Source organism: Longibacter sp., from assembly GCF_051155795.1.
Taxonomy (GTDB): Bacteria; Bacteroidota; Rhodothermia; order Rhodothermales; family Salinibacteraceae; genus Longibacter.
In genome coordinates this window covers 22,833-43,897 of sequence record NZ_DAXETW010000007.1, presented here as the reverse complement: position 1 = coordinate 43,897, position 21,065 = coordinate 22,833, and the positions used below count along the sequence as shown (strand labels likewise).

Genomic DNA, 21,065 nt, shown 5'->3' with positions numbered 1-21,065 from the left:
GCGCCTGGGCGGGGATGAGCCTGCCCGCAGTGGGCGCCTGGGGGCTGGAGGCCGGCCTGCGCATTCCCTACCTGCACGTCCTCCTCCTCGGTGGCGCCACTCTTGGGTTGTGGGCCGCCGCGCGATCGGCCTGGGGCGCACGGGCCACCCCCGGTCACGCTTTCTTCGTGGCGGCGGCGGTGCTCCTCCTCGTTTCCCTCTGGCCGCTGACCGGCCTCTTTCCCGGCGCCTGGCGTGGAAGCTGGGGGATGGATGCCGTCCTCACGGGCGCGGCCGCCCCCGTCGTCGTGGCGGCCATCACGGTACTCCGGCTGGCGATATCCAAGCGAACTGCACCCACGGGGCATTGAGCCGGCCCGTCGATAGGCCGGTTGCTGCTTTTCCTCCCGAAAACCGTGTGCGCAGCTACGCCGCTTCGGCCACCGCGGTCGATTCCACAGCGGCATGCAGGCTCCACACGCCGAGGACGCTCAGCACGGCGAGGTCGACGAACAGCAGGGGCGCGAAGACGGGTGCGCCGAAGACGATTTGATCCCATAGCGAAGCGCCGCTCGGTTCGGTCCAGATCGGAGCGATATGAAGGATGAAGCCGAGCACCCCGACCGCGGCATTCAGGCCGAGGACGAGGTAGGAGAACTGAATGTCGCGATCGTTCGGGCGTTGTACGAGAAGCATGGCCAGGGCGCCGACCGCGAGCGCGCTGCTACCAACCGGGATCCATTCGGTCGCGTAGAAGAACGCGTTCTGCGCGTGATCGATGAGGCTGAGAGCGAAGTTGCCGACCCAGCCGCCCCAGGCCATAAAGACGACCCACTGCGCCCAGTCCACCGTCGAACTGCCGATGCGCCGGTTCATGATCAGGAGAAGACCCAGTCCGGCGAAGGCCAGCGGGGCCACGAACGGCGCCGAATAGACAAGGCTCTTCAGCGTGGTGGCTTCGAAAAACCATGCCTCCAGGTGCCAGCCCAGACCGATCACGCCGACCGCCACGCCGGCCCAGCCGACGATTTCGCCCGTCCACCAGGAGGCATTCGGGAATCCGCCACTGCGCCCCCACTGCAGCACCACGCTTACGGCCAGGGCAACGGTTCCGGCCGCCGCGTAGTAGAGCGGCACGTACTCGCCCCAGTGCGCGAAGTCGTTGAGCGAGTGCGCGACGTAGATGTCGGCGATCAGAAACGCAATGTTCGACAGCACGAACGCCTCGAGAAGAAACGTCCGGTCCGTCAGCAGCGGGTGATCGAGCAGGGACAATCGATCGGACATGGGGTCTGCAGGCGGATTTCAGGGACGCGGGAGCCGGGGAGCACGCACACAGCGGCTACTTCGATGACGAAGCGGACGGCGTTTTGTAGCCGATGTCGTATTCGTCGACCGAGATACCGTTTTTCTTCGCTGCATCCCGCAGTTTCACCCAGTAATGCAGGAGCTCGTAGTTTCCGTGCCACTGCACGTAGTCGGCGCCGTTCATGAAGGCGCCGTGCTTCGCCGTCCGGCCGTAGTAGTGCCAGTAGTCGAAGATGACGAACTCGAGCTCTTCGTCGAACGGTTGCTCGGACAGAACGCCCTCGTCCCGGAGCTTCTGCGCGAGGTCCATGAACGTCTCCACCTTGTCGTTCGTCGCCCGGACGACCGCCTCGGCGTCTTCGTAATATTCGTTCGTATGATCTTGCGTATGGCAGTTGGAGCAGGCCTCCTTCATCGCCGCCTGACCCTGCAAGTACGTCGGGCGCTTGTCCGAGACCGGCGCGAAGAGATACCAGGAGAGGCGTTCGGTGACGTCGTGCGTTGCCGACAGGTTGCCCTGTCCGCTCATATGGCAGGTAGCGCAGGTCGGGGCCGGCATGTCCTCGACGGTGAGCTCGGACGGGTCGGCGTCCATGTTGAACTCGTCCTTGTAGGTCGAATAGATCACGCCGTGCTTCGACTCGCGGTAGATCTCAAGCTGCGAGTGGTCCGGCCCCATGTGGCAGGAGCCGCAGGTTCGCGGCTGACGTGCGAACTCGACCGATGCCCGGTGCCGGGTGTGGCACTGCGTGCACTGGCCGATCGACCCGTCTGGGTTCGGTTTTCCGATCGAGTGGCAGCCCTCACACCCGACGTTCGTGGCCGCCTCCCCCTCCAGCGTGGCCAGCACGTTCGGCGGGCGCTCGACCGCTCCCTCGTGGAATTTCTCCGCCCGCTCGATTTGCTCCTCCGTGAAGTCCTTGCTCCCGTTCACAGCGGCCCAGGCCGGAGCGCCGTGGCGGCTGCGCGTGAACTGGCGGTAGGCATCGGCGTGGCACTGCTGGCAGTTCTTCGACGTCAGCGACTCGGCGATCTCGAAGCCCCGGTGCTCAAGGACGTCCTGCTCCTTCTGCGGGCGGTGGCAGTCCAGGCAATTGACGCCCTCCTGCACGTGGGGGCTGCGCTCGTGGGCGGTCACGATGGCCGGGGTTTCCTGCCGGTGGCACGACGCGCACTTGCCCGTCGCCTTGACGAGCTCCGCCGTGGGCTGCTCGGTTTCGACCGCCGGCCGTCGGGCTGACAGGAAGAAGGCGGCGATAACCAGGCCGCCGGCAATGACGACGGCCAGGAAGATGGAGCGGAACGAGCGCATGGCGAGGGCGGGCTGGCGGACAGAAATACACGCGAGCAACCGGCGATGCCGAATGAGACCGTTCCCGGGCAAGCGGCGGCCCCGAAGTTGAAACCGGAGGGAGGGTGCTGCTGGTGAGGGGCCTTAATGTATGAGGTTCGTTGCAGAAATGCAGACTCTGAGAAGGCGGTGGGGCCAGTTTAGAATCGGTTTATGGGAAAGGTTCAGCGTTCAGAGTTCAAGGTTCAGAGATTGTGGGAGACCGATCCTTTCGTTCCTATTCCGCGATTGTTGATTTAGAGCCGCACGCGGTACCCGACGTTCATCTCATCCTTCGATGTTCGTATTGCCAGGCCTATGACAACAAACCGTCATAGCCCGTCGGCGATAGATGTGGCGCCGAGATCACGTCGGTGACGAGATGGCAGGAGCAGGTACGCGGCGGAAAAAGGGCCTTACGCCCGCCAGGGCCGGACTTGCCGAAGGGGCGGTTGCGTTTTCGAGGCGTGACTGACATAATGCGGTAGGGATGACCCCGCGCAAGCGGGGATAGACTCGAGGTGAGGTGTGGGGAATGGGGAAGGGGTGAAAGAGGGCGGAAGCCCGAGGGGCTTGCTCCGTCAGAGGGTGTCCGCTGTGACGTGTGCGCTGATCCGTTGCGAGATTGATCACTGCATGAGATTGAGGTGCGCCCTCGACCGCGCCGTCCATCGCGTCCGACGGATCTCGCGTGTTCTACGACCAGACGTCCACTCGTGACTGCGCTTTTCGACGGTTGCACTGAACCAGGACTCGAATCAGCTGGGAGAACGTCGGCCCGAGGTGTGGAGCGCTCAGGGTTGAGCGTTCAGGGTTCGAAGAGTACTCCTCGGGCACAGGGTGAGCAGATCTGTTCCACGAAAGAGACGCCAAGCGGCAGGGCGTAGTGGGAAATGCGAAGGCCGAAGCGGCTTAGGGTTCAGCGTGCTCGATCACGACTGTCCTGAATTCTCAACTCTCAATCCCCAACGGATCAAGGAACCAACGCATGACCGCATCAACGCCGCTGAAAGCGGTGCCGATTGCGCGGAAATGCCGGATCGGGGTCCGGTGTGACGTGCTACGCAGACGGGACGCCGTTTCCCCAATCCGCAATCCCCAATCCGCAATCGTCTAGTCCTAATCCCCTGTCGCTTCGAAGCGCACCGCCAGGCCGCCGCCGGGGGCGAGGTCGATGGTGAGGCGATCGGCGGCGGTCACCTCCTGCGTGTCGATTTCGTAGGCAACCGGGTTGGTCTGCCAGTCCGCATCGTCAGCGTCGCGGTAGACGGTGGCAATATATGTCCGGTCGGTGGTGAGGAAGTCGAGCGATACGTCGACGGTGCGCGCCGTGCCGTCCGTTTTGGCGCCCAAGTACCAGTCGGCCGAGTTCCAGTCCCGGCGGGCGATCGTGACGTGGTCGCCGATCCGACCCTCGAGAACATGCGTCTCCGCCCAGTTCACCGGGACGTCCTTAATGAACTGGAAGGCATCCATGTGCGGCGAGTAGTTCTCGGGCAGGTCCGCCGCCATCTGCAGCGGGCTGTACAGCACGACGTAGAGCGCGAGCTGTCCCGCGAGGGTCGTGGGGACATCGTTGGCACCGTCGCCGTCGGCCGTCAGGTCGAAGATGCCTGGCGTAAAGTCCATGGGGCCTTCCAGCAATCGGGTAAAGACGAGCGTGGGGACATGATCGGGACCGTTGCCGCCGCCCCAGGGCGCGTTAAACTCCTGCCCGCGAGCGCCCTCTCGGGTCAGCAGGTTCGGATAGGTGCGCCGGAGGCCGGTACCCTTCATCGGTTCGTGAATGTTCAGGGCGATCTCGTGCTCGGCCGCCGCTTCCAGCGATCGGCGGTAGTGATTGACCATGTACTGTCCGTAGTTCCACTCGCGTGCGGTGTCACTTTCCGCGGTGATGCGGGGGAAGTTCATGCCGTAGTTCACGTAGCCGGTCTTGATGACGGACACGTCGTGCGATGCCATGAGCGCATAAGCGGTGTCCATCTCCGCCTCGTACACGGGCGCATTCCCGCCCGTCTCGTGATGTCCGATCAGGCGCGTGCCGTTCTCCCGCGCATAGGCCGCGACGGCGGCAAGGTCGAAATCGGGGTAGGGTGTTGTAAATGAAAAATCCCAGCCGCTCGCCGCCCAGGTACCGTCCCAGCCCTCGTTCCACCCCTCCACGAGGACGCCGCTGAATCCGTGCTCGGCGGCAAAATCGATGTAGCGCTTTGCATGCGCGGTGGTCGCACCGTGGCGCGGGCCGCTGCCCCACGTCCATTCGCCGAGATGCATCGCCCACCAGATGCCGATGTATTTCCCGGGCTGGATCCAGGACGGGTCATCAATCCGGCTTGGTGGGCTCAGGTTTAGCGCCATGTTGTTGGTCACCAAATCGCCGGCCGTGTCCCCCACGAGCACCGTTCGCCACGGGGAGACGAACGGCGTCCGGGCGTAGACCCGCGTGCCGGTAGACCAGGGGGCGAGATCAGCTTCAAACGCGGTCGGTCCAACGCGGCGAAGCGACATGGCCGCGTAGTCGAGCAGGGCCGCTTCGTGGACCGCGACGTGCGGGCCGGCCTCCGGCGTGCCTGTATGATCGGAAAAGGCAAGCGTGAGCGGTGTGTGCAGGGCGTATCCGGCGTCGCTCAGGCGCGTCTCCTGGTATAGCTGCTCGTATCGATCGGCCTCGTACGCCCGAATCCACCACGCGGTCGGGTTGCCGGCGAAGCGAAAGGTTGTCAGCTCATCCTCAATCTGAAATCGACCGAGACCCGTCTGCTCGGGCCATTCGTATCGAAGGCCGAGTCCCTCGTTGAACATGCGGAGGACGAGGACCATCCGACGCGAGTCCGGTTGGTCGGCGGATTCGGTCAGCCGAATGCGTGCCTGGCGGTGATGATCTCGAACCGTACGCGTCGCTCCCCAGGGTTGCGTCCACGTTCGGTCGCGCGTCACCGTGTCGACCCCGGCGATCGTCATATCGACGCCGAGCGTGTCACCGTCTGCGAGTACGACGCCAAGGCGGGAAGGGGCGATGATCCGACGGCCGTCCCGGGTAAGTTCATACCGCAGGGCGCCGTCCGACTCGGTACTGACGATAGCTTCGAGCCGTCCATCCGGCGAGGCCAAGACGACGCGACCCGCCTGGGCATCGGCGCAATCCGGCGTGTACCCCATCGCAATCATTAGAACGAGAAGGAGAGACGAGATGAGACGCATGGTGAGCGATCAATTGGCAGGGAGACTGGGGGCTTAATGTCGAATACCGACATACGAAAGTCGAATGATGTGCGCTGAATCGTGATTGTCGACGTGAGGAACAGGGAAGGAAACGGGGGAGGAACCAGCGCTCCGGGCGTTCGCGTCACGGTCCCTGCCATCGACGATGGTGAACGGTGGTTTTCAATTCCCGAATCCATCCCAGCACCCATCCCTGAATCCATCCCCCATCCGGTTCGTAAGGGCGATTGCACGCCGGCTGGACCGATTCGTGTCCCGGTTCCAGCGTCGATCCCTTTCTGTGAATCCAGACGTTCTTATGGCTCCTTCCCCCAACACCCCACCCCCACTGAGCCACGAAGAGGAAACCATTATCGCGTTCTCCCACCTGCTGGAAGAGGAAGAATTGCCTCCTGAGGCCCGCGCCTCCGTACCGGTGCCGCCGCCGTCGACGGACGATGTCGTGACGCGCGGTGTGGACGAGCTAAGCGCGCAGATCTGGGACTGGGCCGAGCAGTTCCCTGCTGTGGATCAGGCCCTGACGGATCGTCTGGCGGAAATGGATCCTGGAGAAGAGGATGACTCGTCCGTGGCCGGCATGGACGCTGGCGATATCTCGCTCCCCGGAGAGGGGGCGGGAGGGCCCGCGAAGGCTCCAGAAGCGGATCGGCCCGGTGTTGACGAGCCCGGCACGAGTCAGGTCGGAGGCCAGGGCTTCCGGCAGCCTGGACAGGGGGGACGCGGCACACGCAGCGGGCGGAGTGGAATGACGGGCGATCGCCCGGGCTCTCCCCGTGACGCCGCCGCTTCGGATCTCGAGGATACGGAAGGGCTGTACGTCCTCCGAAACGCCGTCAACCTCGCCCGCGACCTGGCCCGGGGCATGCGCGACCGCGGGTAGCCAAGGATCTGTACCCCGTCAGGCGGGCCACAAACTCCGAATCACCCCGGCACCTTTCTACCTCACCCCGCGCGCACGCATCTCCGCCGTTTCTTCCTGCACCTTCTCCTCAGTCTTCCCCTTTCCGTCCTCGTTCCCGGCCTTGCCACGTCGTCGGACCTGCCGGAAGGGCGCTGGACCGGCACACTCACGCCGATGAATCACCCGGAGATGAACATGCCCATCGGATATGACGTGGCGACCCGGGAAGGGAGCCTGCACATCGACGTAATCACCGCGGAGGATCGAGCTCTGCCGGCCAACGACGTTCGGATAAAGAGGATACCCTTCTGTTTTGCTTTCGCGAGCCGGAAAAACGGATCATACTCTCGTGACGCCCGGGTCGAATCGGCGCGGATTCGATTGCCTTCGCCGGGAGGTGCCGCGATGCTAACGGGAAATGGGCGCGATTCACGATGCGCCTGCCGGGACTGGCAGGCTCCGATGAGAGCTGACGCACCCCGTCCGCGACGAGTCATGCATCCACACCCCCCCGGCCGGCCCAGAAAACCCAAACACCTGAACCCCCAACCCACCCGCAGTTTCTACTTCGATGCCGGATTCGAATGTACATCCAGCGGACTGTTTCAGGTAAAAAATACCGATTTGAGTGATGTTCAATGCATAGAGAGGCGGATTTTCCACCATCCTCTTCGGTCTTCGGATGAATCCAGGCGTGGCAGGAATGTTGAACCTGTGTCGGGCGACTCTCTCCGTGTAGACTTACGCCGCGCTTTGTATGTCCCGTTCGACGTCGTCCTCCGAGTCACAGACTTCTCGCTCCGTGCCGTCTGAAGGCTGGCGCAGATACGTGCCGCCGATCCTTCGGTCAACCGACGGACTGCTCCGGTACTACGTGGCGGTGCTACCGCTCGTCGTACCCGCGGCGCTGCTGCTGGTGATCGGTGGGGAATACGCCCTGTACGGAGCGTATGCGACCGTGGCGATCTTCGTGGGGGTCTCGATCGCGTACTCCGTGTGGCTCTGGCGCTCGCTTCGCGCAGTGCAGGACCCCGACGAGGCACAGCGGTCGCGTGGGCGAATACGAAACGACCGGCCGGGACACCCTTCATCGCCCCGAGGCCCGGGCGATCGGCCGCGCGTCCGACAGTAGCAACGGCATCCACCGCTACGAGACTCATCCAAACCTCCATAGCCACGGTAGAGAAATGGACTAAGCCTGTGATCCGGAAGGATGATGCTCGAGGTCCGCGGGCAGGGGATGTTAGAGGCAGTTTCCCCCCTCGCCCCCCTGAAGCATCCCCCCTTCGGCCATGTCCGCTTCTGCCGCTTCGCGGTCGCGATCCTCGGACGCGTCCCGCCGCACGCTCTGGCCCGACCCTCCCGCCTCTGCCGTTCGGTCCGTGCCCGTACGCACGGGCACGAATCCATCGGTCGCCCGAACGGCAACCGCCCGTTCTGGCACTGCTCCGGCCGTCGGCGCCTCTCCCGAGGCGTCGCCGTCATCCTTCCTGCATGACGATCCGAGTCAGCGGTCGTCTGCGCTCCTGCTGATGTCCGTTCCTAAAATCATTCGCCGGCTTCCCGGGCTTTCGGATCGCCAGCGGGAGACGTACCCGAGATGGGCTGTCGAATACCTTCGGTGGCTGGCGTGGCAGGACGAGGTGCCCGGGTCCGCAACCACGGAGACATTCCTCCGGCGAATGCGGACGCGTGGCGCGATTGAGGACGCCATTCTGGCTGCACGCGAGGCGCTTACGTTTCTCCACGACGTGGTGCTCCGCGTTCCGTCGCGGCGACCGTCCGTGCCGGCGCACAAGGACGAGTGGAGCCGGGACGCGCGCGAGATCGTGCTACGGCAACTCAACAGACCGTATCGGCTGATGGCGAGGCTCATTTTCGAGGCCGGGCTCTCCCCCACGGAGGCGGCGCATCTTCGAACGGGTGACGTTCACGTGCAGCCGGCCATGGGCGGCGACGCGGAAATAGTGGTCCGCGATGTCCGCGGGCGGTGCGACCGGATCGTAAGGATCAGTTCCGAACTGGCCGACGCCCTGCGCGTGCAGCTATCCCGTGTTCGCACGCTGCACCGGGACGACCGCGAGGCCGGCCACGGATGGGCTCCCGTGCCGCCCAGCGTGGAAGCGCATTTTCCCGGTACAGGCGACGGGTGGGAGTGGCAGTTCGTCTTTCCTCACGACCGCCGCGAGATGAATCCGGCGACCGGCCGGGAGGAACGGGGCACCGTCGGTTCGCGGCACGTCGTCGCGACGATGGAGGCGGTGCTGCATGCCGAAACCCGGGCAATCAAGGTCGACGCGTAAGAAGGATCATACCCGGGATGCCGCCCCAGTCCTAACGCATGCTCCAGGCGGAGCGTGGCCGTCGTGTGAGGCATTATTCGCGCTGCCACATGCGCGTCAGTCGATATCGATTTTGACCTTGATCCCGCTGCGTTTGAGCTGCTTCTGCAGATCCTCCGCGATCTTCTTCTCGACGGTCCCGGTAAAGATCTTGCTGAAGAGCCAGGTCATGATCCCCTGCTTCCGGGCGGCACGACTGGTGTCTTTCAGGTCAATTTTGATCCGGTTCGCCCCGCTGGGCGTCACGTCGGCTTCAATATCACCGGATTCCAGGCTCTGTTTCAGCCGTTTGGCGATCTCGTTGCGCACACGGCCGCCGATGTCGACGCCCATCGACTGCCCGGCCGACACGGACACGTGCCCGGAGTGACGGTTGGCGATCTCTTTAATATTGCGGATGGTTAGCTCAATCATGCGGACGTACGGCAGGAAGAGTCGAAATCGGGAACGATGATGTCACGCGCATCCGGGAGATGCGTTCGGACGGTCCTTCTCTACGCAGCGTTTTGACGGCGGATTCGCGTCCAGACCGCGACGGGCCGCCTGTGTCTTCAGGCGACAACGGCGGCGTACCGGAATCGCGGCGTAGAGCGACGCGGAACGGAATCCAGAAGTGCGTAGGGCATGCTCCAAACCCCTTGTCTTCGAGCCCTTTGGCCGATTTGTTACCGATTCTCGGTGAACGCGCGCGGGTACCCTGCGTGTATATGCTACCAGCGTTCTGCGCACCGTCCAGTCCCACTGTCCCCGGGGAAGGAAGCGCCTTCGTGTCGCTCGGTCGACTCTGCACACTCACTGGGCGCAACCGTTTCTATGCCTCGTTCGACCACGCGGAACGCGATTACGTTTGGCGGCCTCATTCAAGGGTCCGACGACTACCAGTGGCTGATCGCAGATGCGATCCGCGATGTCGACACGGGTGGCCGTGGAGGGGTCCCGCTGCACCGGTGGACGGTCACCACGGAGTCCGAGCACACCGCCTCCGTATACTATGTGGCCCGTGCTCACGGTGCGCGATGGCACGCCTTCGCTCCCACCCCGCACCTTCTCGCACATGCCATCCGCGTCGGCTTCCCACGCGCCATGCGCCGGCAGCTTCGTCCCGACGTCGCAGAAACCGGTCGCCCCGGCGGCGACGGAGGCAAGGCGACGGACGCGCCACCGCACGTCGCGCCCTGACCGCTCCCGCTCCGTCTCACCGTCTGAACGAACGTCTCGGTACATTCAGTACCGAGGCGTTTTCTTATGTCGCGTCTACGCCGTTGGCACGGAGCTCCACCGCCCGTTCGTACGGGCCGCGAATGGCTACGCCGCGTCCCTGAATGACCGTCGAGACCCGGGGAAACGTTTCCCCGGGCGAACGTTCGACGCCTATAGCTTTCCTGTCGCGCACACCGTACCTATTCACGCGTTCGCCTCAATGTCCGACGCCGCCCCGGACGACGATTCCGTGCACGAGTCCTCCGCGTCCCAGGAATCCGTGTCGCAGGAATACAAGGCGCAGGACAGCACATCTCCGTGGAGCACCGCTCCGTCGTCGGCCACGCCGGTGAAGCGGTCCGTGCCCCAGGGTCAGAGAGAACCCGACTGGCGAACCCGACTTCGCAACCGGTGGCGAGAGGTGACGCCCCCACAGTTCTTCGTCGGGTCCTTCCTGCTTCTCATTGTGCTGGGGACCGTCGGGTTCCAGGTGCTTCCGGGGCTGTACACCGGTTCGGGGCTGTCCTGGCTCGACGCCCTGTTCACAGCAACCAGCGCCGTCTGTGTGACCGGCCTGATCGTCGTCGACACGGCGACCTACTTCACCACATGGGGGCAGGCCTACATTCTGATTCTGATTCAGCTCGGCGGCCTCGGAATCATTTCGTTTACGTCGATTATCATCGTGGCGCTCGGCAAACGCATGTCGCTGCGCCAGGAGTCGATCGCCACCGGCCCGTCGAGCGTCGTTCGCGACATCGACTATCGCGACCTGACGCGCGCGGTCTTCCGCTTTACGCTCGGGATCGAAATGGTCGGTGCCCTCGGCCTGTATGCCGCGTGGGTGCCGCAATTCGGGTGGGGCGGCGCCGTCTGGCCGTCGATCTTTCATTCCGTCAGCGCCTTCTGCAACGCCGGCTTCTCGACGTTCACGACGTCGCTAATGGGGTTTCAGATGAACGTACCCCTGCTTATCATTGTGATGATTCTCATCATCGTCGGCGGGCTTGGCTTTCTCACCCTCGAGGAGCTCTACCTCTGGAACCGAGGCCGTTCGCCCGACGGCGGACGGTTCCGCCTGTCGATTCACTCGCAACTGGTCCTCGGCACGTCCGCTCTGTTGATTGTCGCCGGCTGGTTTGCGTTCACCGTGTTCGAGTGGCACAACACCCTCGCCGACCTCCCCTCCTGGGCTCGGGTGACGAACGGTCTCTTCGCCAGCGTGACGACACGAACGGCCGGGTTCAACACGATCGACTACGCTGACACGCGAGCTCATACCAATTTCCTCACGATCCTCTTCATGTCGATCGGCGGGTCGCCGGGGTCGACGGCAGGGGGGCTCAAGACCACGACGTTCGCCATCCTGGGCCTCGTGGCCTGGGCTCGCCTGCGGGGGATGGCCACGGTGAGCATCTCAAACCGCTCGATCCCGGAGCCCACCATTCAAAAAGCGGTTGGACTGTTCGTGACCGGCCTCGCGATTCTGACCGTGAGCATCTTCCTCTTCTCCATTTTCGAAATGAAAGGCATCGGCGAGGCAGTGTCACACGGCACCTTTCTGGCCGTGCTGTTCGAGGCGGTGAGTGCGTTCAACACGGTCGGTCTCTCCGCCGGCATAACCGGCGACCTCACGATTTCCGGTCGGTGGACGACCATCGTCCTCATGTTTATCGGCCGCGTGGGCCCGCTCACCGTCGCCGCAGCGATGTCGCAGCCCCGGAAACCCATCGTCGGCGGCTTCCGGTACGCCCACGAAGACGTCGCCGTCGGGTAGTCCTTTTAGGTGTGAATGTATGAATGTGCTAATGTGTGGATGCTTGTAGATTATTGTTCTGGCTCGTCCGTTTCGGCCGCAACGCCCAAACGCCCCAACGCCTAAACGCCCCAACGCCCCAACGCATCAACGCCCAACCGCCCACCTATGAAGCGATTCGTCATTGTCGGTCTCGGAAATTTCGGATCGGGCGTCGCAGAGGCGCTGTATCGGCGTGGGCATGATGTGATTGCGATCGATGTCAACGAGGATGCAGTCGACCGGATCGCGCCGCATGCGTCCCGTCCTGCGGTGGGCGATGCGCGGCAGAGCGAGGTCCTCAAGCAGGCGGGTGCGGCCGATGCCGACACAGCGATCGTGAGCACGGGCGACGACATGACGGCATCGATGCTCGCCGTGCTGGCGCTGAAGGACCTGGGCGTGGACGATATTTACGTGAAGGTCGTTTCCGGGGACCATGCCCGCATCATGACAGCGCTCGGGGTCTCCGAGACGATTTTTCCCGAGCGTGAATCGGCCTTCAATCTGGCCAGCCGGGTGTCGGAGTACGGCGTGCTCAACTACGTCCGGATGGCGGGCGACGTGTCGGTGCAGGAGATGGTGGTGCTGGACGAGTGGCGGGGCAGGACGCTCCGCGAGATCGGCGTTCGCAACCGGTTTCACCTGACCGTCGTCGCGATCCACGACACGGAGAACGACGAGGTGTCCATCCCACCTGACCCCGATGAGCCGCTGGCGGCCACCGACACGCTGCTTCTGGCGGGAACGGAAGAACGGCTCGAAGAACTGGCCAACATGGCCGACGAGGAGATCCGAAACCGCCTGGAGGAGTGACTCGGGTCGGGATCTGCCTGTGCCGCGAGATCGCGAGAGAGGATGTATGGAAAATTGAACGGAGCCGAAGGGCGTTCGTTGGCGTTTGGACGCATCGTCATCTTTTTTGCAGACCGGTCCGGCGTCCGCGGGCCGCGATTCTCTCCAGCAAGCCCTGTCCGATCGTCCATGCAAACCATTGTCGTAGGTGCCGGCGAAGTCGGCTTCGACGTTGCCCATCTCCTCGCCCTCGAGCAGCACGACGTGACCGTCATCGATGTTGAGAACGACGTCCTCCAGCGCGTTCGCAACAAGCTCGACGTGATGACGATCCAGGGCAACGGGACGTCGGCGATGGTGCTGGAGGAGGCCGGCATCCGCGACGCCGACATGCTGATCGCGGTGACGGCCATCGATGAAGTCAACCTGATCGCCTGCATGATGGCCGACCGGCTGGGGGTCCCGACAACCGTGGCCCGCACCCGGTCTGACGAGCTCGCGCGGACGCATTCCGTACTGGAGGCGGAAGACTTCGGGATCGACGTCGTGATTCACCCAGAGGAAAGCGCGGCGGCCGAGGTGGCCCGCCTGATCAAGCGGGCCGGCGCAACGGACCTGCTCACGTTCTGCGACGGACACCTGAACCTCGTCGGCATGCGACTGGACGAGGACGCGCCGGTCGTCGGGAAACAGCTTCGAGATGTCGTGCACGAGCACCCGGAGCTCGACTTTCGGGTGCAGGCGATTGTCCGGGGTCTGCATACCGTGCTACCGGGCGGCGACGAGGTGCTCCGCGCCAACGACCAGGTGTTCGTGCTGACGCGGCCGAAGTACGTCACGCCGGTTGCCCGGGTGATGGGGAAAGGCAACGTGAGCATGAAGAACGTCATGATCCTGGGCGGGACGCGCGTGGGCGCAGCCGTGGCGGATCGCCTGTCGAGCCACGGTGGCATGCGGATCAAGCTGATCGAGCCGGATCAGGCAACCGCCGAACGGCTGGCCGAGCGCCTGAACGACGTCCTCGTGCTTCAGGGCGACCCGACCGACATGGACCTGCTCGTTCGTGAGGGTCTGGGTGAGATGGACGCCTGTGTGGCCGTGACCGATGATGAGGAGTCCAACCTCGTGGCCTGTCTCATGGCCAAGCACCTGGGCGTCTACAAGACCGTCGGTTTGCTGTCGAAAGTGGCGTACATTCCGATCAGTCAGGCGATCGGCCTCGACGCGGCTGTGAGTAAAAAGCTCGCCGTCTCGCGCGAGATTCGCCGCTACCTGCGGGGCAAGCACGTCCTGAGCGTCGCCACCGTCCATGGCCTCGACGCCGAGGTGCTCGAGATCAAAGCTGAACCCGGATCGCGGGCCACCAAAAGAGCCCTCCGCGAGCTCGACCTGCCCCGTGGAATCATGATCAGCGCCGTCGAACACACCGACAAGACGGAGATCGCTACCGGAGACACACACATCCAGGCTGGCGACACGGCCATTGTCTTTGTGCTTCCCCAGAACGTGACCGCGGCCGAGAAGCTCTTCAGTGCGTGATCCCCGCGTCGCGCACAAACCCTCTTCCTCACCGATTGCCCGTCCGCTCGTGGTCCTGAACTGGAATGTCGTCGCCCGAACGCTCGGTGGACTGCTCCTTTTCCTGTCCGTCGCCCTTCTCATGCCGGCGGCCGTAGGCGCGATCTACGGGGAGCCGTCCGCATGGAGCTTTCTGGTGAGCGCCGCCATCGCCGTATCGATCGGCGGCGTATCGTGGTACACGCTCGGGACGCCGGGGCGGGAAGACGTGGGCGCGCGGGAAGGGTTTGCTATTGTCGCGTTGTCGTGGATCGTGCTCTCACTCATCGGCGCGCTGCCGTTTGTGCTCGGCGGTGTGCTGGAGTCGTACACGGATGCTTACTTCGAAACGGTCAGCGGATTTACGACGACGGGTGCCACTATCTTCGGCGGGGAGAACACACCGCCGATCGAGTCGATGCCGAACGCCTTTCTCTTCTGGCGCAGCCTCGCCCACTGGCTCGGCGGCATGGGGATTATCGTGCTAACGCTTGCGATCTTGCCCATCCTCGGCGTCGGCGGCATGCAGCTCTTCAAGGCGGAGGTGCCCGGACCGTCCGCAGACAAGCTGACGCCTCGTGTGCGGGAGACGGCACGCCGCCTGTGGCTCATCTACGTCGGCATCACCGCCGTCGAGGTGCTGGCCCTCCTGCCGGTAATGAACCTGTTCGATGCCGTCAACCACGCCTTCGCGACGATGGCTACAGGCGGGTTTTCGACGGAGAACGGCTCCATCGGGCAATACGATTCCGCCTACGTGGACGGCGTGATCACGCTCTTCATGTTTCTGGCGGGGATGAACTTCGCGCTGCACTACCGCATGCTTCGCGGCAAAGCCATCACGGTTTTTCGGGACGAGGAGCTCCGGGTCTACGCCGGCATCACCCTGGGTGCGACGACGCTCATCGCCCTTGCGACCTGGTCCCCGACCGCAGGCTGGTTCGCGGCCGATGCAGCGGCTACGGCGTACTCGTCGATCGGCGAGGCCATCCGGTATGCGTCCTTCCAGTCGGTCGCCATTATCACGACCACGGGTTTCGGAACGGCCGACTACGAGTTGTGGCCCACGCTGGCGATCGGCACGGTCTTCCTGCTGTTCTTCATCGGCGGCATGGCGGGGTCGACCGGCGGCGGCGTGAAGGTCGTCCGTCACGTGCTGCTCGTCAAGAACTCGTTCCGGGAGGTCAAGCAGCTCGTTCACCCGCAGGCCATCCTTCCGATCCGCCTCAACGGCAAGGTCGTCCCGAAGGACGTGATGGGAAATGTGCTCTCGTTTATCGTCCTCTACCTCGGTCTGTTCTTCGCCGGGACGCTCGTCATGGCCGCGCTCGGGCTCGATCTCATGAGCGCGTTCGGGGCAGCGCTTTCCTGCATCGGCAACATCGGCCCGGCCTTCGGCACGATGGGACCCACGGAGAACTACGCCCACGTCCCGGCGCTCGGAAAATGGGTACTGTCCTTCCTCATGGTCGCCGGCCGCCTGGAAATCTACACCATCCTGATCCTCCTCGCCCCGACGTTCTGGCGACGGTAGGGGTGGGTTTGCGAATTGAGGATTGGGAAGTGGGGATCGGGGGTTGCGTACATTGATGCGTTGGTACGTTGATGCGTTGGTACGTTAGCACACGCTAACACATTCAGACCTTAACACATTCACAGGTTAACACATCCGTAACGCCGGACGGTTACTGACTCTTGGCGTTGCCCCCTACCATTCTCTCGAACCAGTAGACAGAGTCCCGGCTGCGTCCTATACTTGCTATCACCCAGCCATGCGGGCCGGTAGATGTGTCCGCGGGGCCGTCGCCACTTTCTTTCGACATCCGACCCGTCCCTCATCGTGATTCGATCGTTTGCGTCCCATCGCCTTCTCTCCGCGGTCTTCGCCGTCGTCGTGACCGCGCTCCTGATCGCCGGCTGCGGCGGACAGGACACCGACCCCGCTGCCGAGACACCGTCTGAACAGCCGGCGTCCACGCCGCTCGACATTACCGCAGATGCCGGTGTCGGCGAACCGGAATGGGTCGACGACGTCGTGATGTACGAGATCTTCGTCCCGGACTTCTCCGAGGAAGGGACGTTTCAGGGCGTGGTCAATCGACTGGACTCGCTCAAGGCCATGGGCGTCAATACGCTCTGGCTGATGCCCATTCATCCGGTGGGGGAAGAGCGGGCCAAGACCGACATCGGGCCGCTGGGCTCGCCGTACGCGGTCAAAGACTACAAAGCAGCCAATCCCGACTACGGCGGAGATGAAGGCTTCCGCACCCTCGTCGAGGAGGTGCACAGCCGCGACATGTACATCATCATCGACTGGGTCGCCAACCATACCGCGTGGGATCATCCGTGGGTCAGCGAGCACCCGGAGTACTACACCGAGGGGCCCGTCGACGGCCGCTTTACGTATCCGTTGCTGGACGGAGACACGACGGACTGGACCGACGTCGTCGACCTCAACTTCGAAAACCGCGAGATGCGGACGAAGATGATCGACGCCATGAAGTTTTGGGTCGAGGAGTACAACGTTGACGGGTTCCGGTGCGACGTCGCCCACCAGGTGCCGCTCGACTTCTGGAATGCGGCCATCGACACGCTGGAGACGGTACGCCCCGTCCTCATGCTGGCCGAGGCCGCCGAGCCGGAGATGCACAGCGTCGGCTTCGACCTGACCTACGCCTGGCCGTTCTACGGCGCCATCAAGCGCGTCTGGGAAGAGGACGCCCCGACATCCGAGCTTCTCACTCAGGTCGACACGACGCTCGAGGATCTGCCCGGCGCCAGCCGTAGACTCCGCTTTACCACCAACCACGATGAGACCGCCTGGGACGCATCACCGCTCGACATCTTCGGGGGCGAAGAAGGATCGGAGGCGGCCTTCGTGCTCGCAACCAGCTTCCCCGGCGTTCCGCTCGTCTACAACGGACAGGAGCTCGGCGTGGAAGACACCATCTCCTTCTTCGAAGCCACGCCGTACGACTGGTCGAAGCAAAGCGAGCTACGTGACTTCTATCGTGACTACCTGCAGTTCTACAGCACGTCCGATGTGATGAAGAACGGGGACTTCGACATCCTCACGCCGGATGCGGAGGACGCGGTGGTCTTTTCCCGGGCCACGGAGGAAGACGAGCTGCTCGTTGTCGTGAACGTCCGCGGCGAGGAGGTCTCGCTCACCCTGCCGTCCGAGTACGCCGAGCAGTCTCTGGTCGATGTGATGACGGACGCATCGGTCAGTGGGCCGGAGCTAACGCTGGAGCCGTACGGGTACCACCTTCTGCGCGTCGGCGAATAGCGCCCGGTGCATCTCGAAGGCGACGTGGCCATTCTGAAACGGACGGATGCCCGTTGCGACCGAATCCAGGCGTCCCGCCCCGCTCACCCGGGCCGGGACGCTTTTTTGTTGGAGCACCGAGCGAACCGAGCGACGTTTTCACGGACCGCCCACCCGACAACCACAACACCAAAAGAGTCCGACAACGCTGACCCCTGAACATATTCTACACGCGACATCGTTACGCATCGGCAACGGCGGGCGGTGGCGGCCCCGCCCGATGCACTGTATGTTCTGGACGTGCATTGCCTCCCGATGTGGATCGGCAGTGTTGACGGCTTCCCCTTGATGACGGCTCCCGCTTATGCCTCGATGGAAAGGACTCGACCTCGAAACCGAAGGAACCGGCATTTCGCGCCCCCTCAGCCGGCAGGTCAACCTGGTGGGCGGGATGCTCGGAAAGATTGCCCGAGAGCAAATGGGGGACGACGTGTTCGAGCGCGTCGAGTCGCTCCGGCTGCTGTGTAAGCGGGCCGAGCGAAACGACGACCCCCAGCTTCGCAAGGAGGCGGCGGAGCGAATTTCCGAGATGACGCTCGAGGAGATCGTCCAGGTCCTTCACGTTTACACCTCCTTCTTTCACCTGGTAAACCAGGCCGAGCAGCAGGAGATCATCCGGATCAACCGGGAGCGGGCGCGACGGTCTGGTCCGGGGGACTGGCCGCTCGGCTCCGGGGACGGCCACGTAGATGAAACGCCGCGGTCGGAGTCGATCGATGAGGCGATCTACCGGCTCAAGCAGGGCGGCGCGACGATCGACGAGGTGCTGGACTGGTTTCATCGCCTCGACATTGCGCCCACGCTCACGGCCCATCCGACCGAGGCGCGGCGCCGGACGGTGCTCCAGAAGCAGCAGCGCATCGCCGGGCTCCTTGCGACGCTGCAGAGTCCGGACGCGACGCCCGACGAGCGGTCCACAACGCTCGACGAGCTCTACGATCAGATCGCCTTCCTCCTCGGGACGGACGAAATTCGCTCCGAGCGCCCGACGGTTCAAGAGGAGGTCGAACAGGGCCATTACTTCGTCCACGGCGGTATTTGGGACACGATTCCTCGCATCCACCAGGACGTGCAGCAGGCCCTGCGTCGCCACTACGACACGACGGCGGACGTTCCGGCTTTTCTGACGTACCGGTCGTGGATCGGGAGCGACCGGGACGGCAACCCGAACGTCACCCCGAACGTGACGCGCTGGACCTTCGCGCGCCAGCGACGAACCACGCTCGACCATCTCCTGGAGGAACTCGACGACCTGCGAGACGACCTCAGCCAGTCGCGCAACCAGACCGACGTGTCCGATGCGCTGCTTGCCTCCATCGAGGCGGACGCACGGCAGATCACCCTCGACGGCGACACGCTCCACCGCTACCGGAATGAGCCCTACCGCCTGAAGCTTGCCTACATCGAACATCGACTCCGCGCCCTCCGCGACGCCGTCCCCACGGGCGAAACAGTGGATGCCGCCGACATCGCTCGCCTGATTGCCGGCCCCCCCGAGCATGCCTACGACGCGAATGCGCTGGCCGACGATCTGCAACTGATTGCCGAAAGCCTGGAGCAGCACGGCGTGCAGGACGCGGGCCGGACGGGTCGCCTCCATCGCCTCCGGGTGCTCGTGGACACGTTCGGCTTTCACCTGGCCGCTCTGGACGTGCGCCAGCACTCGGGCGTGCACGAGGAGGCGCTGACCCAGATGCTTCGCCATGCCGGCGTGACGGATGATTATGCGGCACTGTCCGAGGAGGAAAAGCTGACGATTCTCCGCGCAGAGCTGTCCAACCCGCGCCCGCTGGTCCCGCGAGGCGCCGACCTGCCGCATCCGGCCGGCACGCTCCTCGAGGTGTTTCGCACCCTTCGCATCATGCTGAAGGTCGACCCCGATGCCGTTGGGGCGTACATCGTGAGCATGACGCACTCGGTCAGCGACCTGCTGGAGCCGATGTTGCTGGCGAAGGAGGCCGGCATCGGCCGCGTGGAGTCGGTGGATGCCGATACCGACGCGTTCGTGTGCCCGATGGACTTTGTCCCGCTTTTCGAGACGATCGAAGATCTCGACGCCGCCGACGATCGCATGGAGGCGCTCTTCACGGACGACCTGTACGCCGCCCACCTCGCCCGCCGCGACGGCTTTCAGGAGATCATGCTCGGCTACTCCGATTCGAATAAAGACGGCGGCTACTGGATGGCCAACTGGGCGCTGCACAAGGCCATTTACCGGCTCGGCGTCGTCTGCGACGACTACGACATCGACCTCTGCCTCTTCCACGGTCGCGGTGGGACGGTCGGGCGCGGCGGCGGCCACACGTACCAGGCCATCCGCTCCCTGCCGGCCAACGTGCACAACGGGAAGATCCGCTTCACCGAGCAAGGGGAGATCATCTCCTTCCGGTATGCCCTGCCCGAACTTGCCCGCCGACACGTCGAGCAGCTCGTCAGCGCGACGCTCACGGCGACGGCGCGGTCCGCGGGCGATCGCGCATCCGACGGGCCGGTGGGGCTGGCTGAACGGGAGACGGAGATTGCCGCGTTGCTGGATGAGCTGGCCGCACGCGCCATGGAAACCTATCGGGCCATGATCGACGACCCGGACTGGTGGCCGTGGTATACGGAGGTAACCCCGATCGAGCACATCTCCCGCCTTCCGATCGCCTCCCGGCCCGTCTCCAGGTCCAGCGACGAAGAAGTCCACTTCGAGGACCTGCGCGCCATCCCCTGGGTCTTTGCCTGGACGCAGGCGCGCTACATCGTGCCGGGCTGGTACGGGACGGGGGCCGCGCTGGCCGATGTCCTCGCGGAGGTGGACGGGGCGCTGGACATGCTCCGGCACTGCTACCGCGAATGGCCCTTCTTTACCGCCGTTCTCGACAGCGCACAGCGGGAGATGGCCCGCGCGCGGCTTTCCATTGCACGGCACTACGACACGTCGCTTCGGACCGGGCCGACGTCGTTTCACGAATCGATTGAAACCGATTTTCAGCGGGGGCGGGACGCCATCCTCACGATCACCGGACAGGATGAGTTGTTCGACAACACGCCGGTGTTGCAAAAGTCCATTCGCCTCCGTAACCCGTATACGGACGTGCTGAATCTCCTGCAGGTCGAGCTCATCGAGCGGGATCGCGCAACCGCATCAGAGAACGGGCACAGTAAGGCGCACCGCGAATCCCTCCGGACGGCGCTCTTTCTAAGCATCAACGGCATCGCCGCCGCCATGCAGAGCACCGGCTGAGGCGTCCGGACCGGCCGACGGCATCGCTGCTCGCAACAGGCCGGAACAAGCCGCTCAACCGTGCGCTACAACGGGCCAA

Annotated in this window: 14 protein-coding genes and 1 pseudogene; 11 read left to right on the top strand and 4 right to left on the bottom strand. The window is 64.0% G+C overall.

What is annotated here, in order from left to right; genetic code table 11:
* A pseudogene (locus tag ACFCU0_RS01375) lies at window positions 1-350 on the top strand (hypothetical protein); the annotation flags it as partial.
* Window positions 351-405: 55 nt separating this feature from the next.
* Here the strand turns inward: ACFCU0_RS01375 and ACFCU0_RS01370 are convergent.
* The 3 genes from ACFCU0_RS01370 to ACFCU0_RS01360 form a co-directional block, all read right to left on the bottom strand.
* Complete coding sequence (locus ACFCU0_RS01370; RefSeq protein WP_434971863.1) at window positions 406-1,266, bottom strand: hypothetical protein; 861 nt, start codon at window positions 1,264-1,266, stop codon at window positions 406-408.
* 55 nt (window positions 1,267-1,321) lie between these two features.
* Entirely contained in the window at window positions 1,322-2,599 is a 1,278-nt protein-coding gene (locus ACFCU0_RS01365; protein WP_434971862.1) for an ammonia-forming cytochrome c nitrite reductase subunit c552, read from the bottom strand.
* Window positions 2,600-3,736: 1,137 nt separating this feature from the next.
* Window positions 3,737-5,818 (bottom strand): glycoside hydrolase family 97 protein, encoded by a 2,082-nt coding sequence (locus tag ACFCU0_RS01360; protein ID WP_434971861.1) that lies wholly within the window; start codon window positions 5,816-5,818, stop codon window positions 3,737-3,739.
* A gap of 319 nt (window positions 5,819-6,137) precedes the next feature.
* On the opposite strand from ACFCU0_RS01360, the gene ACFCU0_RS01355 reads away from it, so the two are divergent.
* The 3 genes from ACFCU0_RS01355 to ACFCU0_RS01345 all read left to right on the top strand — a co-directional run bounded on the left by ACFCU0_RS01355 (window position 6,138) and on the right by ACFCU0_RS01345 (window position 9,043).
* Window positions 6,138-6,719: a hypothetical protein gene (locus tag ACFCU0_RS01355; RefSeq protein ID WP_434971860.1), complete on the top strand. Its 582-nt coding sequence runs from the start codon at window positions 6,138-6,140 to the stop codon at window positions 6,717-6,719.
* A gap of 823 nt (window positions 6,720-7,542) precedes the next feature.
* On the top strand, window positions 7,543-7,872 hold the full coding sequence (locus ACFCU0_RS01350; protein WP_434971859.1) for a hypothetical protein: 330 nt from the start codon (window positions 7,543-7,545) through the stop codon (window positions 7,870-7,872).
* Window positions 7,873-8,032: 160 nt separating this feature from the next.
* Window positions 8,033-9,043 (top strand): hypothetical protein, encoded by a 1,011-nt coding sequence (locus ACFCU0_RS01345; RefSeq protein ID WP_434971858.1) that lies wholly within the window; start codon window positions 8,033-8,035, stop codon window positions 9,041-9,043.
* Between the two features lie 96 nt (window positions 9,044-9,139).
* Here the strand turns inward: ACFCU0_RS01345 and ACFCU0_RS01340 are convergent, their stop codons facing one another.
* Complete coding sequence (locus tag ACFCU0_RS01340) at window positions 9,140-9,496, bottom strand: hypothetical protein (protein WP_434971857.1); 357 nt, start codon at window positions 9,494-9,496, stop codon at window positions 9,140-9,142.
* A gap of 399 nt (window positions 9,497-9,895) precedes the next feature.
* Here ACFCU0_RS01340 and ACFCU0_RS01335 point away from each other — a divergent pair, with 399 nt between their 5' ends.
* The 7 genes from ACFCU0_RS01335 to ppc all read left to right on the top strand — a co-directional run bounded on the left by ACFCU0_RS01335 (window position 9,896) and on the right by ppc (window position 20,986).
* On the top strand, window positions 9,896-10,261 hold the full coding sequence (locus tag ACFCU0_RS01335) for a hypothetical protein (RefSeq protein WP_434971856.1): 366 nt from the start codon (window positions 9,896-9,898) through the stop codon (window positions 10,259-10,261).
* A gap of 241 nt (window positions 10,262-10,502) precedes the next feature.
* Entirely contained in the window at window positions 10,503-12,059 is a 1,557-nt protein-coding gene (locus tag ACFCU0_RS01330; RefSeq protein WP_434971855.1) for a TrkH family potassium uptake protein, read from the top strand.
* A gap of 147 nt (window positions 12,060-12,206) precedes the next feature.
* On the top strand, window positions 12,207-12,893 hold the full coding sequence (locus ACFCU0_RS01325; protein ID WP_434971854.1) for a potassium channel family protein: 687 nt from the start codon (window positions 12,207-12,209) through the stop codon (window positions 12,891-12,893).
* Between the two features lie 168 nt (window positions 12,894-13,061).
* On the top strand, window positions 13,062-14,411 hold the full coding sequence (trkA, locus tag ACFCU0_RS01320) for a Trk system potassium transporter TrkA (protein WP_434971853.1): 1,350 nt from the start codon (window positions 13,062-13,064) through the stop codon (window positions 14,409-14,411).
* A gap of 49 nt (window positions 14,412-14,460) precedes the next feature.
* Entirely contained in the window at window positions 14,461-15,963 is a 1,503-nt protein-coding gene (locus tag ACFCU0_RS01315; RefSeq protein WP_434971852.1) for a TrkH family potassium uptake protein, read from the top strand.
* A gap of 306 nt (window positions 15,964-16,269) precedes the next feature.
* Complete coding sequence (locus ACFCU0_RS01310; RefSeq protein ID WP_434971851.1) at window positions 16,270-17,718, top strand: alpha-amylase family glycosyl hydrolase; 1,449 nt, start codon at window positions 16,270-16,272, stop codon at window positions 17,716-17,718.
* Between the two features lie 343 nt (window positions 17,719-18,061).
* Window positions 18,062-20,986, top strand: coding sequence for a phosphoenolpyruvate carboxylase (gene ppc, locus ACFCU0_RS01305; protein ID WP_434971850.1), 2,925 nt, complete (start codon window positions 18,062-18,064; stop codon window positions 20,984-20,986).
* Window positions 20,987-21,065: the final 79 nt, after the last annotated feature.

Coding starts and splice junctions, on each gene's coding strand:
- ACFCU0_RS01355 (WP_434971860.1), top strand. CDS start 6,138: ATGGCTCCTTCCCCCAACACCCCACCCCCACTGAGCCACGAAGAGGAA.
- ACFCU0_RS01360 (WP_434971861.1), bottom strand. CDS start 5,818: ATGCGTCTCATCTCGTCTCTCCTTCTCGTTCTAATGATTGCGATGGGG.
- trkA (WP_434971853.1), top strand. CDS start 13,062: ATGCAAACCATTGTCGTAGGTGCCGGCGAAGTCGGCTTCGACGTTGCC.
- ACFCU0_RS01365 (WP_434971862.1), bottom strand. CDS start 2,599: ATGCGCTCGTTCCGCTCCATCTTCCTGGCCGTCGTCATTGCCGGCGGC.
- ACFCU0_RS01335 (WP_434971856.1), top strand. CDS start 9,896: ATGCCTCGTTCGACCACGCGGAACGCGATTACGTTTGGCGGCCTCATT.
- ACFCU0_RS01370 (WP_434971863.1), bottom strand. CDS start 1,266: ATGTCCGATCGATTGTCCCTGCTCGATCACCCGCTGCTGACGGACCGG.
- ACFCU0_RS01330 (WP_434971855.1), top strand. CDS start 10,503: ATGTCCGACGCCGCCCCGGACGACGATTCCGTGCACGAGTCCTCCGCG.
- ACFCU0_RS01325 (WP_434971854.1), top strand. CDS start 12,207: ATGAAGCGATTCGTCATTGTCGGTCTCGGAAATTTCGGATCGGGCGTC.
- ppc (WP_434971850.1), top strand. CDS start 18,062: ATGCCTCGATGGAAAGGACTCGACCTCGAAACCGAAGGAACCGGCATT.
- ACFCU0_RS01345 (WP_434971858.1), top strand. CDS start 8,033: ATGTCCGCTTCTGCCGCTTCGCGGTCGCGATCCTCGGACGCGTCCCGC.
- ACFCU0_RS01340 (WP_434971857.1), bottom strand. CDS start 9,496: ATGATTGAGCTAACCATCCGCAATATTAAAGAGATCGCCAACCGTCAC.